Consider the following 14,934-nt stretch of genomic DNA (forward strand, 5'->3'; position numbering starts at 1 on the left):
CCCAATCGACGCAACGCGATGACCGACAGACTCGACGGCGTAACGACCTTCGTCCAGGTGGTGGAATCAGGCAGCTTCGCGCTGGCCGCGGAGCGGCTCGACATGACGCGCTCGGCGGTCGGCAAGGCGATCGCGCGGCTCGAGAAGCGGCTCGGCGCACGGCTGCTGCAGCGCACGACGCGCAGCCAGAGCCTGACCGACGACGGCCAGGCGTACTACGACCGCTGCGTACGCGCGCTCGCGGAACTGGAAGCGGCGGAAGCCGATCTCGACTGCGGCCGCCACGAGGCGCGCGGCAAGCTGCGGCTGAGCGTGCCGCTCGCATTCGGGCACCACTGCGTGACGCCGATCGTGCTCGATCTCGCACGCAGCTATCCGCACCTGCGCATCGACGTGTCGATCACCGACCGATTCGTCGATCTCGTCGAGGAAGGGATCGACCTCGCGGTGCGGATCGGCACGCTCGCGGACAGCACGAGCCTCGCGGTACGGCGGCTCGGCACGCAGTACGGCAGCCTCGGCGCGGCGCCGTCGTATCTCGCGCGCCATGGTGTGCCGAAGACGCTCGACGATCTGAAGCACCACCGCACGATCGCGTATTCGCGTTCGGGCGTGGTGCAGCCGTGGGATTTGCGCGCGCCGGACGGCTCGACAGTGCGGGTCGACATGCCGCATCAACTGAGTTTCGACGACGTGCAGGCGATCGCCGCGGCCGGCGCGGCCGGGTTCGGGATTGCGTGGGTGCCGAGCTGGCTGCTCGATCAATACGTGAAGCGCGGGGAGATGGTGGTCGTGCTCGATCGCTGCTTCGTCTGCGAAGGCGACATTCACGCGATCTGGCCGAAGACGCGCTACCTGCCGCGCAAGACGCGCTGCGTGATCGACGCGCTCGCGCAGGCGATTCCGCCGATGATCGAGCGCGCGGAAGAACCGCGATGAGATGAATGGAAACCGACGCGCCGCACGGGCGCGCCGGACCATCACGCAAGGATCACGCCGCGCCGAGATCGGCGAGCGGATGTGCGAACAGCTTCCACGGCGACGTCAGGAAATGCCGCACGCGTTCGGCGCGCAGCTCGACGAGCGACGCGGGCGCCCAGCGCGGCTTGCGATCCTTGTCGACGAGATGCGCGCGCACGCCTTCGCAGAAATCGCCTTCCTCGATCGCACGCGCGACGATGCCGAGCTCCATCCGGAACGATTCCGCGAGCGTCATCTGCCGGCCGCGCAGCAGCGCCTCGCGCGTCACCGCGAGCATCGTCGGCGAATGGCTCGCGAGCGCGTCGAGCGTCGCCTGCAGCCATTGGCGGTGCTCGCGCGCGAGTTCGTCGCGCGCCAGATCCTGCGTGAGCGTCGCGACGATCCGCTCGACGGTAGAACGCTTGTCGAAGTGGCGGACGATCCACGGCATCTGGCTGTCGAGCGCCGCATGCGGCACGACGTTGCACGGCGGCTCGAACACCTTGCGCAGCAGCGGCAGCACATCGCCGTCCCACTTGACGCTTTCGATGCGCGTCTCGAACGTGTCGAGCCACGCGGACGGCACGCAGAGGTCCGCGAGCTTCGCGGCGAGCGCGTCGGCGCCCGACAGCATCGCGCCGGTCAGCCCCACGTACAGTTCGAGTTCGGCCGGCATGCGCGACAGGAAATGCGTCGCGCCCACGTCGGGCACGAGGCCGATGCGCGTCTCCGGCATCGCGATCTTGCTGCGCTCGGTCGCGACGCGCAGCGCCGCGCCCTGCGCGAGCCCCATGCCGCCGCCCATCGTGATGCCGTCCATCAGCGCGACGACCGGCTTCGGGAACGTGTGGATCGCGTAGTCGAGCCGGTATTCGTCGACGAAGAACGGCAGCCAGGTTTCGCGCTGCGCGACCATCTTGTACAACGCGCGCACGTCGCCGCCCGCGCAGAAGCCCTTCTCCCCCGCGCCGCGCAGCACGACCGCGACGATCCGGTCGTCGCGGCGGCAGCGCTCGAACAGCGCGGCCAGCTCGCCGATCATCGCGTACGACAGCGCGTTGAGCGCGGCCGGCCGGTTCAGCGTGATCAGCGCCACGCGGTTCACCACGCGAAACAGCACCTCGGGCGCATGCTCCGCGAATGCATCGTGATTCGTCACCGGCGTGCTCATCGTTGCGGCTCTCCATCGGTGCGCCACTGCGGCGCGCGCTTGCCCAGGAACGCCGCCACGCCTTCGCGCGGATCGGCCGTGTCGAACAGATCGACGAAGCGTTCGCGCTCGACCGCGAGCGCCGCGCCGCGCGGCACGCCGCGGCGCGCGAGGCCGATCAGTTCCTTGCTGTAGGCCACGGCATGCGGGCTTTGCCGCGCGACGTTGCGAGCCAGTACGAGTGCCGCCTCGCGCGCGGCGCCGCTTTCGACCACGTCCTCGACGAGGCCGATCCGCAGTGCGGTGGCCGCATCGACGCGCGCACCGGTCAGGATGATCTTCTTCGCCCAGCCCTCGCCGACGAGCCAGGGCAGCGTCTGCGTGCCGAGCCCGCACGGCAGCAGCCCGACCGAAGGCTCGGGCAGCGCCATCTGCGCATGCGTCTCCGCGATCCGCAGGTCGCACGCGAGTGCGCATTCGAGGCCGCCGCCCATCGCATAGCCGTTGATCGCCGCGATCGTCACGACGCGTGCGTCGTGCAGCGCCTCGAACGCCGCGCCGAAGCGCGACGCCATCGCACGCGCGACCGCGCGATCGCCGTCGGCGAACGTGTTGAGGTCGGCGCCCGCGCTGAAGAACTTCGGGCCGTCGCCGGTGATCACCAGCGCGCGCACGCGCGGGTCCGCATTCAGTTCGGCGACGGTTTGCTGCAGTTGCCGCAGCCCGTCGGCGGTAAAGGCGTTCGCGGGCGGACGCTTGAGCGTCGCGCACGCGATCGCGCCGTCGTCGACGTAGTCGAGTTCGATCATCACGCGTCCTTCTTCGTGGCCGGTTGGTACAGGCGGATCACCGCCGAGAAATCGAGCTGGCCGTCGCCGCGGCTGCTCATCGTCTGATACAGCTGCTGCGCGAGCGCGCCGAGATAGACCGGCTGGCGCGCCTGCTTCGCCGCGTCGTTCGCGAGGCCGAGATCCTTCAGCATCAGGTCGGTGCCGAAGCCGCCCGAGTAGCCGCGCGACGAAGGCGCGGTCTCGATCACGCCCGGATACGGGTTGTACGTGTCCGAGCTCCAGCAGCGGCCCGTCGACGTGTTGACGATGCCGGCCAGCACCTTCGGGTCGATGCCGAGCGCGACGCCGAGCGACATCGCCTCCGACACCGCCGCCATCGAGATGCCGAGCACGAGGTTGTTGCACACCTTCGCGACCTGCCCCATGCCCGTCGCGCCGCAGTGGACGATGTTCTTGCCCATCCCGGTGAGCACCGGTTTCACGCGCTCGAAATCCGCGTCGCTGCCGCCGACCATGAAGGTCAACGTGCCTGCCGCCGCGCCGCCGGTGCCGCCCGACACCGGCGCGTCGACGAACGCGCCGCCGTGCTCGCGCACCAGCGCGCCGAACGCCTGCGCGCTCGCCGGGTCGATCGTGCTCGAATCGATCACGGTCGCGCCGGCGCCGAGGCCGGCCAGCACGCCGTTCTCGCCGGCGAGCACCGAGCGCACGTGCGGCGCGGCCGGCAGCATCGTGATCACGAACGTCGCGCCCGACGCCGCATCGCGCGGCGACGCGGCCACCTGCGCGCCGGCGTCCTGCAGTGCGCGCAATGCGTCGGCGCTCAGGTCGAACGCGTGCACTTCGTGGCCGGCTTTCAGCAGGTTCAGCGCCATCGGCGCGCCCATGTGGCCGAGGCCGATAAATCCGATTTTCATGGTGGTGTCCTCCGCCGCTCAATGCAGCCGGATCGTCGTGTTCACCGGGCCGGCCGTCGTATCGTCGTCGAACCAGCGCGCGGTGACCGTCTTGGTCTGCGTATAGAACTGCACGACCTGCTTGCCGTACGGGCCGAGATCGCCGAGCTTCGAGCCGCGCGAACCGGTGAAGCTGAAGAACGGCACCGGTACCGGGATCGGGATGTTGATGCCGACCTGGCCGACGTCGATCTCGCTCTGGAACCGGCGCGCGGCCGCGCCGCTCTGCGTGAAGATACCCACGCCGTTGCCCATCGGGTTCGCGTTGACGAGCGCGATCGCCTCGTCGAGCGTGTCGACTTCCATCACGACCAGCACCGGCCCGAAGATTTCATGCGTGTAGATCGTCATGTCGGTCGTCACGCCGGAGAAGATCGTCGGCCCGATGAAGTTGCCTTCCTCGAAACCGGGCACCTTCACGTCGCGGCCGTCGAGCTCGAGCTTCGCGCCTTCCTTGATGCCCATGTCGATCAGCGACAGGATGCGCGCCTTCGCGCCGCGCGACACGACCGGCCCGACGTCGGTGCCCGCTTCCGAGCCCGCGTTGACCTTCAGCGTCTTCGCCTTCGCGACGATGTCCGGCAGCCATTCGCGCGCCTTGCCCACCAGCACCGCGACGGACGTCGCCATGCAGCGCTGGCCGGCCGCGCCGAAGCCCGCGCCGACGAGCGCGTTGATCGCCTGTTCGCGGTTCGCGTCGGGCAGCACGACCGCGTGGTTCTTCGCGCCCATCATCGACTGCACGCGCTTGCCCTGCGCGCTGCCGAGGTTGTACACGTGCGTGCCGACCGTGGTCGAACCGACGAACGAGATCGCCTTCACGAGTGGATGCGTGCAGATCGCGTCGACGACGTCCTTGCCGCCGTGCACGACGTTCAGCACGCCTTTCGGTATGCCGGCTTGGAGCGCGAGCTCGACGAGCTCCATCGTCGACATCGGGTCCTGCTCCGACGGCTTCAGCACGAACGTGTTGCCGCACACGATCGCCATCGGGAACATCCACAGCGGAATCATCGCGGGGAAATTGAACGGCGTGATGCCCGCGCACACGCCGAGCGGCTGGCGCAGCGTGTAGGTGTCGACGCCGCCCGCGACGTTCTCGGCGAATTCGCCGAGCTGCAGCGTGCCGATCGAGCACGCGTGCTCGACCACTTCGAGGCCGCGGAAGATGTCGCCTTCGGCGTCGGGAATCGTCTTGCCCTGCTCGGCCGTCAGCGTCCTGGCGATGCGCTGCTGGTTCGCGCGCACCAGATCCTGGAACTTCAGCATGATGCGCATGCGCGCGGAAATCGGCGTGCTCTTCCACGTCGCAAACGCGGCGTGCGCGGACTGCACGGCCGCATCGACTTCCGCGACGGTCGCGAACGGCACGCGCGCGAGCACCTGTTGCGTCGCCGGGTTGACGATGTCGCGCCACTCGCTCGTGGCGGACTCGACGAAGGCGCCGTCGATCAGCAGCTTGACCGTCGGCACGTCTTGCCCCGTACGGGGCGTCGGATTCGCGTTCATCAGTGCAATCTCCTTGCAGTGGGCCGCGACGTAACGGCATGCCGCCGCGCGACCGTTTCAATTCGGCTGCGGGCGGCCGCCGCGGCATGCGGCGCGCACGGCCCGCGGCCGGTCATTTCAGTTCGGCGGCGAAATCTTCTTCCCAGTACTCGCCGGGCATGCGCGCGCTCGCGTCGTCGCCGCGTTCGATTTCGCGGCGGCGCAGCTCGACGCGGCGGATCTTCCCCGAGATCGTCTTCGGCAGCTCCGCGAACTGCAGGCGGCGAATGCGCTTGTACGGCGCGAGCTTCTCGCGCGAGAAGCGAAAGATCTCCAGCGCGAGCGCGGGGCTTTCTTCATAGCCCTCGCGCAGCGTGACGAACGTCTTCGGCACCGACAGCCGCACCGGGTCCGGGCTCGGCACGACGGCCGCTTCCGCGATCGCCGGGTGCTCGATCAGCACGCTCTCCAGCTCGAACGGGCTCAGCCGGTAGTCGGACGACTTGAACACGTCGTCCGCGCGGCCGATGTACACGTAGTAGCCGTCGTCGCGACGCATCGCGATGTCCGACGTGCGGTAGTGGCCGTCGCGCATCGCATGGGCCGTCGCGTCGGGATTGTTCGCGTAGCCCTTCATCAGCCCGACCGGGCGCGCGACGCCATCGCCGATCGGCAGCGCGACCTCGCCTTCGGTCACCGGCGCGCCGTCCGGGTCGAGCAACGCGATCCGGTAGCCGGGCAGCGGCCGGCCCATCGAGCCCGCGACGACCGGCTGGCCCGGCGAATTGCCGATCAGGCAGGTCGTCTCGGTCTGGCCGTAGCCGTCGCGAATCGTGATGCCCCACGCGTTCTTCACGCGCTCGATGATCTCGGGATTCAGCGGCTCGCCCGCGCCGACGATCTCGCGCAGCTTCACGTCGAACGACGCGAGCGGCTGCTGCACGAGCATGCGCCACACGGTCGGCGGCGCACACAGCGTGGTCACGCGGTATTTGACGAGCGCATCGAGCACGGCCTTCGGCTCGAAGCGCGCGTAGTTGAATACGAACACGCACGCCTGCGCATTCCACGGCGCGAAAAAGCAGCTCCACGCGTGCTTCGCCCAGCCCGGCGAGCTGATGTTCCAGTGGATGTCGCCGGGCTGCAGGCCGACCCAGTACATCGTCGACAGGTGCCCGACCGGATAGGTGCGGTGCGTATGCTCGACGAGCTTCGGCTTCGACGTCGTACCCGACGTGAAGTACAGCAGCATCGGATCGTTCGCGTGCGTGACGGCGTCCGGCTCGAACGCGGCGCTCGCCGCATAGCCGTCGTTCATCGCGAGCCAGCCTTCGCGCGGCGCGCCGGCGACGATCTTCTGCTCGAGGCCGAGGCCGGCCTGTTCGAACTTCGCGGTTTCGTTCTCGTCGACGATCGCGTAGGTCGCGCCGCCGATCTGCACGCGGTCGCGCACGTCGTCGGGCGACAGTTGCGTGGTGGCGGGCAGCACGATCGCGCCGAGCTTCATCGCCGCGAGCATCGCGTCCCACAGCTCGACACGGTTCGGCAGCATCAGCAGAATGCGGTCGCCGCGCGCGACGCCGATCGAGCGCAGCCAGTTCGCGATCCGCGACGAGCGCTCGGACATCTGCGCGAACGAATACGGATCGCCCGTGCCGGTCGCCGCATCGACGATCCACAGCGCGGGCTGGTCGTTGCCGCGCGCCATCGGATCGAAATAGTCGAGCGCCCAGTTGAACGCGTCGAGCACCGGCCATGCGAAATCGCGATACGCGGTGTCGTAGTCGGTGCGATGGCGCAGCAGAAAGTCGCGTGCGTCGAGGAATGCCTGTACCGTCATGTGTCGTCTCCGTCCAGTCTCCATGCCCAGCGGTCAACCGGCGCAGGTGCTCCAGCACCTGCCCGGTTCCGTGTCGCCCGGCGCACGGTCACGTCGCTGCGTGCCGCGTTTGCCGCGCTGCCCTCGTGCCTGCGTTGTATGCCTGCTCGTTCGACCGTTTGTTCGACTGCGTGATGCCGGATGGGCGCGCGCCGCGACTCACAGCTGCCGCGCGATCACCATCCGCTGCACTTCGCTGGTGCCTTCGTAAATCTGCGTGATGCGCGCGTCGCGATAGTGGCGCTCGACTTCGTAATCGGCGAGATAACCGTAGCCGCCGTGGATCTGGATCGCATCCGAGCACACGCGCTCGGCCATCTCGGACGCGAACAGCTTCGCCTGCGACGCTTCGGACAGGCACGGCAGCCCGGCCGTGCGCAGCTTCGCCGCGTGATGCACGAGCAGGCGCGCGGCGTTGATCTGCACGGCCATGTCGGCGAGCTTCTGCTGGATCGCCTGGTGCTCGGCGATCGGCTTGCCGAACTGCACGCGCTCGCCCGCATAGCGGCGCGCCTTGTCGAACGCGGCGCGCGCGATGCCGAGCGCCTGCGCGGCGATGCCGATCCGGCCGCCTTCGAGGTTCGACAACGCGATCTTCAGCCCTTCGCCGCGATGGCCGAGCAGGTTTTCTTCGGGAATCGCGCAGTTCTCGAACGTGATCGGGCACGTATCCGACGCGCGGATGCCCATCTTCTTCTCGGGCTTGCCGACGATGAAGCCCGGTGTGTCGGTCGGCACCAGGAACGCGGAAATGCCGCGCTTGCCCGCTTCCGGATCGGTCATGGCAAAAACGATCGCCACGCCCGCGCGCTGGCCGTTGGTCACGAACTGCTTCGCGCCGTTCAGCACCCATTTGCCGTCGCGCAATTCGGCCCGCGTGCGCAGGTTGTTCGCCTCGGAACCGGCCTGCGGCTCGGTCAGGCAGAATGCGCCGATCACGCGGCCGGCCGCCATGTCGGCCAGCCAGCGATCCTTCTGCGCGGGCGTGCCGAAGCCGAGGATCGGCCCGCAGCCGACCGAGTTGTGCACGCTCATCATCGTCGCGCACGCGGCGTCGCCGGCCGCGACTTCCTCCATCGCCAGCGCATAGGCGACGTAATCCGTATACGAGCCGCCCAGTTCCTGCGGCACGATCATCCCGAGCAGCCCGAGCTCGCCGAGCTGCGCGACGATCGCGTCGGGCAGGTGCGCGTCGTGGTCCCACTGCGCCGCGTTCGGCGCCAGCATCTCGGTGGCGAACGCGCGCGCGGCGTCGCGGATCATCCGCTGGTCTTCGGTGTAAAGCTCGTCCATGGTGCTGCTGTCTCCCGCGGCCGCCGGGCGCGACCGTCCTTGCGTTTCGATGCAACAAGTGTAGGCAAGCACGCGCGACTGTTCGATGCTCGCGCCGCTCATTTACACTGAGCGTTTTTGCCATACCGGCGACACCGATGAAGCAGGAAGACAAGGGAACCGTCGCGATCAGCCTCGTCGCGTACAGCGTCGCGCTGGCCACGCGGCGCGGCGTGGCGGCCGAGCCGCTGCTCGCGCAAGCGGGCATCGCCCCGGCGCTGCTCGGTCAGCCGCGCGCACGCGTGTCCGCGCAGCAATACGGCGCGCTGTGGAACGCGATCGCCCGCACGCTCGACGACGAGTTCTTCGGGCAGGACAGCCACCCGATGCGCAGCGGCAGCTTCATCGCGATGAGCCAGGCGGCGCTATCCGCGCGCGACGGGCTGCACGCGATGGCGCGCGCGGTGAACTTCATGCACTGCGTGCTCGACGACCTGCACGCGGAGCTCGACGCGAACCCGCAGCGCGTGCGGCTGCGCTTCGTGCACCGCAACAACGGCGCGACACCCGCGATGTTCACGTACGCGACCTATTTCATCATCGTGTACGGGCTCACCTGCTGGCTGATCGGGCGGCGCATCCCGCTGCTGCATGCGAGCTTCCGCTGCGACACGCCGCCCGCCGACCACGAATACCCGTCGATGTTCTGCGACGACATGCGCTTCAACGAGCCCGATTCGTATGTCGATTTCGATCCCGAATTCGCGACGCTGCCGGTCGTGCAGAACGCGAAGACACTGAAAACGTTTCTGCGCAACGCGCCGGCCAGCTTCATCGTCAAGTACCGCAACCCGAACGCGCTCGCGCAGCGCGTGCGCGCGGTGCTGCGCGGAATGCCGCCCGCCGCGTGGCCGGGCGCGGGCGGGATGGCCGCGCGGCTGCACGTGGCCGAGGCCACGCTGCGCCGCAAACTGCACCAGGAAGGCCACGCGTACCAGTCGATCAAGGACACGCTGCGGCGCGATCTCGCGTTCGAGGCGCTGGCCGACCCCGCCCGCACGATCGCGGACGTCGCGGCCGCGACCGGGTTCGCGGAGCCGAGCGCGTTCTACCGCGCGTTCCGCAAATGGAGCGGGCGCAGCCCGGCCGACTATCGCGACGAAGTGCTCGCGCGCGGCGGCGGCGCAAGCTGACGCCGGCCGGTGCGGCCGCAACTTCGCGCTTTCGGCCGAAACCGCCTAATCTTCAAGCATCGGGCCCACGCCCTTTTCGCGAGCCGGACGGCACGCGGCCGTGCGCCGCCCGGACGTCCCGATGCGCTTTCACCGTCATGGGCCGCCGCCGGCGCCTGCCGCGCCCGACGGCCGCCCCCGTCACCCGCTGTCCGCGCGGGTCGCGCGCGCCGCGCTGTTCGCGGCGCTGCTCGTCGTGTGCGCCGCGGTCGCCGCGCCGCCATCGGCCGACGCGCCCGCCGCGCATCCGGTCGTCGTGATTCCCGTCAACGGCGCGATCGGCCCCGCCAGCGCCGATTTCATCGTCCGTTCGCTCGCGCGCGCCGCCCGCGAGCACGCGCCGCTCGCGATCCTCCAGCTCGACACGCCCGGCGGCCTCGATACGTCGATGCGGCAGATCATCAAGGCCATCCTCGGCTCGCCGGTGCCGGTCGCCGCGTTCGTCGCGCCGGGCGGCGCGCGGGCGGCGAGCGCGGGCACCTACATCGTCTATGCGAGCCACTTCGCGGCGATGGCGCCCGGCACCAATCTCGGCGCGGCGTCGCCCGTGCAGTTGGGCATCGGCGGCGCCGCGCCGCCGGGCGCGAACCCCGCCGCGCCCCATCCCGCCGGTGCGTCAGGTGCATCGGGTGCGTCCGCCACGCCGGCCGCGCTGCCGACCGATACGCAATCGACCGAGATCCGCAAGGCGATGCAGGACGCTTCCGCGTACATCCGCGGCCTCGCGCAGTTGCGCGGACGCAATGCCGAATGGGCCGAGCGCGCGGTGCGCGAGGCCGTGAGCCTGTCGGCGAACGAGGCGCGCGCGCAGCACGTCGTCGACCTGATCGCGCAGGACGCGGCCGATCTCGCGCGGCAGCTCGACGGCCGCGCGGTGACGACCACCGCCGGCACGCTGCGTCTGGCGACCGCGCACGCGCCGCTCGTCGCGCTCGCGCCCGACTGGCGCAGCCGCTTCCTCGCGATCATCGCCGATCCGAACGTCGCGCTGATCCTGCTGACGATCGGCATCTACGGCCTCTTCTTCGAATTCGCGAACCCCGGTTTCGTGCTGCCGGGCGTGGCCGGCACGATCTGCCTGCTGGTCGGGCTGTTCGCGATGCAGTTGCTGCCGGTCAGCTATGCGGGCCTCGGCCTCGTGCTGCTCGGGCTCGGCTGCCTCGTCGCGGAGGCGTTCCTGCCGACCTTCGGCGTGCTCGGGTTCGGCGGAATCGTCGCGTTCACGATCGGCGCGCTGATGCTGATCGACACCGACGTGCCCGGCTACGGGATTCCATGGCCCGTGATCGCGAGCCTCGCGCTCGGCGGCGGGCTGCTCGTCGCGGGCGTGTCGGGCGTCGCGCTGCGCGCGCGGCGCCGCCCGGTCGTGACGGGTGCCGAGGCGCTGCTCGGCAGCATCGGCGAAGTGCTCGACGACGGCCTGCAGCCGGACCAGCCGCCGGGCGCGGCCGGCGCCGCGCCGTCGGCCGCCGGCTGGGCGCGCGTGCATGGCGAGCGCTGGCGCGTGGCGAGCAGCATGCCGCTGGCCGCCGGCTGCCGCGTGCGCGTGACCGGCCGCCACGGGCTGACGCTGACGGTCGCGCCGCTCTACGACGTGCCCGCGCCGGTCCATCCCCAGGGAGAACCTTCATGATCGGTTACACGTTCGGCTTCAGCAGCGTCCTCATCGTCTTCGTCGTGGTGCTCGTCGCATCGTCGATCCGCATCTTTCGCGAGTACGAACGCGGGGTCGTGTTCATGCTCGGCCGGTTCTGGAAAGTGAAAGGGCCGGGGCTCGTGCTGATCATCCCGATCGTCCAGCAGGTCGTGCGGATCGACCTGCGCACCGTCGTGTTCGACGTGCCCGCGCAGGACGTGATCACGCGCGACAACGTGTCGGTGAAGGTCAATGCGGTCGTGTATTTCCGCGTCGTCGATCCTGAGAAGGCCGTGATCCAGGTCGCGCGCTTCTTCGAGGCGACGAGCCAGCTCGCGCAGACGACGCTGCGCGCGGTGCTCGGCAAGCACGAACTCGACGCGCTGCTCGCCGAGCGCGAGCAACTGAACGCGGACATCCAGAAGACGCTCGATGCGCAGACGGATGCGTGGGGGATCAAGGTGTCGACGGTCGAGATCAAGCACGTCGACCTGAACGAGACGATGATCCGCGCGATCGCGCGGCAGGCCGAAGCCGAGCGCGAGCGGCGCGCGAAGGTGATTCACGCGGAAGGCGAATTGCAGGCGTCGGAAAAGCTGCTGCAGGCCGCGCAGCGGCTTGCGCTGCAGCCGCAGGCGATGCAGTTGCGCTACCTGCAGACGCTGACGACGATCGCGGCGGACAAGAACTCCACGATCGTGTTTCCGTTGCCGGTCGATCTGCTGGGGGCGTTGCTGGATCGGTTGGGCCCCGCGCGCGAGCGTTGAGACGCGCGCGTGCCGGGCCACATGACGCCGCGGCCGCCGATGGGCGCGGGGGCCGACGCCCCGCCGCCCGGCGCCCCGCCCGCGTCAGGCCAGCAGCTTGCGCTCGGCCTTGCCGTACTTGATCGACTTCTCGTCCGGGATCATCAGGCCCGTGTGCTCGTCGCGGCCCTGCAGCAGGAAGCGTGCGTCCGGGTTGCCGATCTGTTCGGCCGCGAGCTTGCTGTCCGCGCCGATCTCGCCCTTCTTCATCCGGTTGACGATCACGCCGGCCGCGGTGTCCTTGAAATCGCGCAGCATCCACGCGTCGCCGTCGCTGTCGCCGAACACCAGCAGCGGGCCGTAGCCCTTCTTCGACGCGAGGACGTTGCGAATGCCCACCGTCTTGCCGGGCCCCCAGTTGAAATGCCAGCCGGCCGGATAGGTGCTCGTGTACTTGCCGTCCTGCATGTCGAGACGCAGGCCGATCACGTTCTCGGGCGGCACGCCGTAGCCGTAGTTCGGATTGCCGGCAAATACGCGCACGACGTCGTCGAGCGACGCGGTGCTCACGTACACGTCGATGCCGTTCGCGCGCAGCGTATGCATCACCGCGCGGATTTCCTCGTGAATGCGGATGCCGTGGAAATGCGTGTCCGCGACCACGCCGGCCTTGCCCGGCAGCGTCTTCGGGCTTTCGTAGCGGACCTTGCGCAGCGCGTCGCCGATACCGTAGTTGTTCGACGCTTCCGCCATCGCCTGCAGCTCGGCGGTCGTCATGTACTTGTAGAAGTAGATGATCCACTTGTAGCCGACTTCGAGCGGATGCGTGTCGCAGATCGCGTCGTACATGAAGTACAGCTTCGCGCGAAAATCCTTGAACTGGTCGGTCTCGCGGATCTCGTCGAGGCTCTTGTCGCCGCCGAGGCCCTTGTAGTTCGCATGGAGCCAGCGGTAATCGGACTCGACGTCGGCGGCGAGGTCCTCCATCGTCACCGGCTTGCCGTCGAGGGTCGTGTAGTCCTTCATGAACGCGCCCTTCGGCACGTCCTTCCACATCACGCCGACGAATTCATCCGGCGTCAGCTTGTACTGCAGATGGTTGATCTGGTACATCAGCAACGCCTCTTCACAGTCGTTCATGATGCACGTGTTGTCCCAGTCGAACACCGCATACGGGCGGCGCTTTCCGTCGTAGTGCGCGCTCGCGACACCATGCCGGTCGAGCACCGCCTGCAGGCGCGCGGCGTTGAACGGCGACCAGCGGCCCGGGTCCAGCGCGTCCGGCGCGGCTACGCTCTTCGCGCCGGACGTGCCGGCCTTGAGCATCAGCGGCGTCGCGGCGGTCGCCGCGGCAAGGGTGTTCATGAACCGGCGGCGCTGCATGGTCTCTCTCCGTGGAAATGTCGAATCGGCTTCGGTCGCCCCGCGCGACGCGCGACACACCGGCCCCGCGAAGCCGCAAAGGCTTCGAATCGGGGCGGATGATGTGACGAAATTATTTCGGCAATTTGACAGCGTCGCGCCGCGACACGACGGAGAGTTGATCCGGCGCGACATCCCGGGCCCGTGCGGCGCTCCCCGGCCGGCCCCCGCCGCTCGAGACGCGTGCGCAGCGATGGACATCCGGCCCCCACCGCCGGAAACCTAGAGCAACCCCTCCATTTCGACCCTTCATTAGGAGAAGCCCTCATCTCCGGGCGCTGGCGCGCGACGTCGAATCGGCTATTATCGTTACATCACACAATGGCACATTAAATGCTGACTGAATAATCCGCCTCCGAATCACCGGCGGAAGCGATCCGGATCAGCGCCCAGCCTTGCACAAGGACCCGCATCGCGCCGACACGCAAACGCGGGCCGACACATGGAGACGCATCATGACCGCCCACCACCCGCTGCCGGAAGTCCACCTCGACGAGCTGCCGCAATTCCGCGCGGTCCAGCAACTGGCCTACCGCTGCGTCGAGACCGTCGGCGCGATGCTCTACCCCGGCATCACCGAGAAGGAAGCCGCGCGCCTGCTGACCGAATGGCTGCAGGATCACGGCGTGCACGACTGGCTGCACAAGCCGTTCGCGTGGTTCGGCGAGCGCACCGCGTTCGACGGCTTCTCGGGCCTCAAGCACATGGGCGGCTTCAATCTCGCGTTCTTCCCGAGCAACCGTCAGCTCGAAACCGACATGCCGGTGATCCTCGACGTCGCGCCCGTGCTCGACGGCATCGTCGCCGATGTCGGCTATGCGCACTGCGTCGGCCGCAACCCGATCCTCGAGCAGTTGCAGGACGACCTGATGGACCATCGCGACATGATCGTGCGGCTCGTGAAGGCGCGCCGGTCGATGGCGGAGGTCGCGCAGGAAGTCGACGCGCTGTGCCGCCGCCAGGGCGTCGACCCGCGCCACAAGGCCTATCCGTTCAAGGTGCTCGCGCATCGTGTCGCGAAGATCCACAAGCTGTCGAAGCCGCGCTTCGTCGCGCGCTTCGGGCTGAACGCGACGCGCAACCTGCTGCTCGACCAGGGCCGCGCGGCGAAGCAGCAGGGCTGGTCGCCGCTGTGGTCGATCGACCGCCGCTCCGAGCATGCGCCGGTGCCGGGCCTGTGGGCCGTCGAGCCGCATCTCGGCTTCGCGGGCGTCGGCGCGAAATTCGAGGAACTACTCGTGATCACCGACGACGACGCGTACTGGCTCGACGACGACCTGCCGCACGTGCGCCGCTGGCAGCGCCGCCAGGCCGAGCGCGCGCAGGCGGCGGCGAACGTGCCGGCCGCCGCTTGACACGCACGTCACGCGCCCTCCTCCCGACTCCCTGAACGACGGACTCA

12 protein-coding genes are annotated in these 14,934 nt (G+C 69.0%); 5 read left to right on the top strand and 7 right to left on the bottom strand.

The window, feature by feature from the left end; translation table 11 throughout:
- Positions 1–18: 18 nt before the first annotated feature.
- A complete protein-coding gene (locus tag QZM15_RS11720) occupies positions 19–939 on the top strand; it encodes a LysR family transcriptional regulator (protein WP_099317735.1) in 921 nt (306 codons plus the stop codon).
- A gap of 52 nt (positions 940–991) precedes the next feature.
- Here QZM15_RS11720 and QZM15_RS11725 read toward each other — a convergent pair whose 3' ends face one another.
- The 6 genes from QZM15_RS11725 to QZM15_RS11750 all read right to left on the bottom strand — a co-directional run bounded on the left by QZM15_RS11725 (position 992) and on the right by QZM15_RS11750 (position 8,517).
- The gene (locus QZM15_RS11725) at positions 992–2,131 is read right to left on the bottom strand and encodes an enoyl-CoA hydratase/isomerase family protein (protein ID WP_059584527.1); all 1,140 of its coding nucleotides are present in this window, start codon (positions 2,129–2,131) and stop codon (positions 992–994) included.
- On the bottom strand, positions 2,128–2,919 hold the full coding sequence (locus QZM15_RS11730; RefSeq protein ID WP_059584526.1) for an enoyl-CoA hydratase: 792 nt from the start codon (positions 2,917–2,919) through the stop codon (positions 2,128–2,130). The genes QZM15_RS11725 and QZM15_RS11730 overlap by 4 nt, the downstream gene beginning before the upstream one ends.
- Positions 2,919–3,818: a 3-hydroxyisobutyrate dehydrogenase gene (gene mmsB, locus QZM15_RS11735; protein WP_302106432.1), complete on the bottom strand. Its 900-nt coding sequence runs from the start codon at positions 3,816–3,818 to the stop codon at positions 2,919–2,921. Before mmsB ends, QZM15_RS11730 begins: the two co-directional genes overlap by 1 nt.
- 18 nt (positions 3,819–3,836) lie before the next feature.
- Positions 3,837–5,366 (bottom strand): CoA-acylating methylmalonate-semialdehyde dehydrogenase, encoded by a 1,530-nt coding sequence (locus QZM15_RS11740; RefSeq protein WP_059584523.1) that lies wholly within the window; start codon positions 5,364–5,366, stop codon positions 3,837–3,839.
- A gap of 112 nt (positions 5,367–5,478) precedes the next feature.
- Positions 5,479–7,185: an AMP-binding protein gene (locus QZM15_RS11745; RefSeq protein WP_059640841.1), complete on the bottom strand. Its 1,707-nt coding sequence runs from the start codon at positions 7,183–7,185 to the stop codon at positions 5,479–5,481.
- Between the two features lie 198 nt (positions 7,186–7,383).
- Positions 7,384–8,517, bottom strand: coding sequence for an acyl-CoA dehydrogenase family protein (locus QZM15_RS11750; RefSeq protein ID WP_099317937.1), 1,134 nt, complete (start codon positions 8,515–8,517; stop codon positions 7,384–7,386).
- 137 nt (positions 8,518–8,654) lie between these two features.
- Between QZM15_RS11750 and QZM15_RS11755 the strand changes: the two genes are divergently transcribed.
- The 3 genes from QZM15_RS11755 to QZM15_RS11765 all read left to right on the top strand — a co-directional run bounded on the left by QZM15_RS11755 (position 8,655) and on the right by QZM15_RS11765 (position 12,131).
- Positions 8,655–9,689, top strand: a complete 1,035-nt coding sequence (locus QZM15_RS11755; RefSeq protein ID WP_059584518.1) for an AraC family transcriptional regulator — start codon at positions 8,655–8,657, stop codon at positions 9,687–9,689.
- A 121-nt stretch (positions 9,690–9,810) separates the two neighbouring features.
- Positions 9,811–11,361 carry a nodulation protein NfeD gene (locus tag QZM15_RS11760; RefSeq protein ID WP_302106433.1) on the top strand — a complete coding sequence of 517 codons (1,551 nt, stop codon included), beginning with the start codon at positions 9,811–9,813 and terminating at the stop codon, positions 11,359–11,361.
- A complete protein-coding gene (locus tag QZM15_RS11765; protein ID WP_059584516.1) occupies positions 11,358–12,131 on the top strand; it encodes a slipin family protein in 774 nt (257 codons plus the stop codon). Before QZM15_RS11760 ends, QZM15_RS11765 begins: the two co-directional genes overlap by 4 nt.
- An 84-nt stretch (positions 12,132–12,215) precedes the next feature.
- Here QZM15_RS11765 and QZM15_RS11770 read toward each other — a convergent pair whose 3' ends face one another.
- Positions 12,216–13,493, bottom strand: coding sequence for a haloacid dehalogenase-like hydrolase (locus tag QZM15_RS11770; RefSeq protein WP_302106434.1), 1,278 nt, complete (start codon positions 13,491–13,493; stop codon positions 12,216–12,218).
- Positions 13,494–13,987: 494 nt separating this feature from the next.
- Here QZM15_RS11770 and QZM15_RS11775 point away from each other — a divergent pair, with 494 nt between their 5' ends.
- Positions 13,988–14,887, top strand: coding sequence for a M24 family metallopeptidase (locus QZM15_RS11775; protein WP_302106435.1), 900 nt, complete (start codon positions 13,988–13,990; stop codon positions 14,885–14,887).
- The last annotated feature ends 47 nt before the right edge of the window (positions 14,888–14,934 follow it).

This window comes from Burkholderia sp. AU44665 (genome assembly GCF_030504405.1).
GTDB classification, from domain to species: Bacteria; Pseudomonadota; Gammaproteobacteria; order Burkholderiales; family Burkholderiaceae; genus Burkholderia; species Burkholderia semiarida.

Coding starts and splice junctions, on each gene's coding strand:
- QZM15_RS11760 (WP_302106433.1), top strand. CDS start 9,811: ATGCGCTTTCACCGTCATGGGCCGCCGCCGGCGCCTGCCGCGCCCGAC.
- QZM15_RS11730 (WP_059584526.1), bottom strand. CDS start 2,919: ATGATCGAACTCGACTACGTCGACGACGGCGCGATCGCGTGCGCGACG.
- QZM15_RS11755 (WP_059584518.1), top strand. CDS start 8,655: ATGAAGCAGGAAGACAAGGGAACCGTCGCGATCAGCCTCGTCGCGTAC.
- QZM15_RS11720 (WP_099317735.1), top strand. CDS start 19: ATGACCGACAGACTCGACGGCGTAACGACCTTCGTCCAGGTGGTGGAA.
- QZM15_RS11775 (WP_302106435.1), top strand. CDS start 13,988: ATGACCGCCCACCACCCGCTGCCGGAAGTCCACCTCGACGAGCTGCCG.
- mmsB (WP_302106432.1), bottom strand. CDS start 3,818: ATGAAAATCGGATTTATCGGCCTCGGCCACATGGGCGCGCCGATGGCG.
- QZM15_RS11725 (WP_059584527.1), bottom strand. CDS start 2,131: ATGAGCACGCCGGTGACGAATCACGATGCATTCGCGGAGCATGCGCCC.
- QZM15_RS11765 (WP_059584516.1), top strand. CDS start 11,358: ATGATCGGTTACACGTTCGGCTTCAGCAGCGTCCTCATCGTCTTCGTC.
- QZM15_RS11745 (WP_059640841.1), bottom strand. CDS start 7,185: ATGACGGTACAGGCATTCCTCGACGCACGCGACTTTCTGCTGCGCCAT.
- QZM15_RS11770 (WP_302106434.1), bottom strand. CDS start 13,493: ATGCAGCGCCGCCGGTTCATGAACACCCTTGCCGCGGCGACCGCCGCG.
- QZM15_RS11750 (WP_099317937.1), bottom strand. CDS start 8,517: ATGGACGAGCTTTACACCGAAGACCAGCGGATGATCCGCGACGCCGCG.
- QZM15_RS11740 (WP_059584523.1), bottom strand. CDS start 5,366: ATGAACGCGAATCCGACGCCCCGTACGGGGCAAGACGTGCCGACGGTC.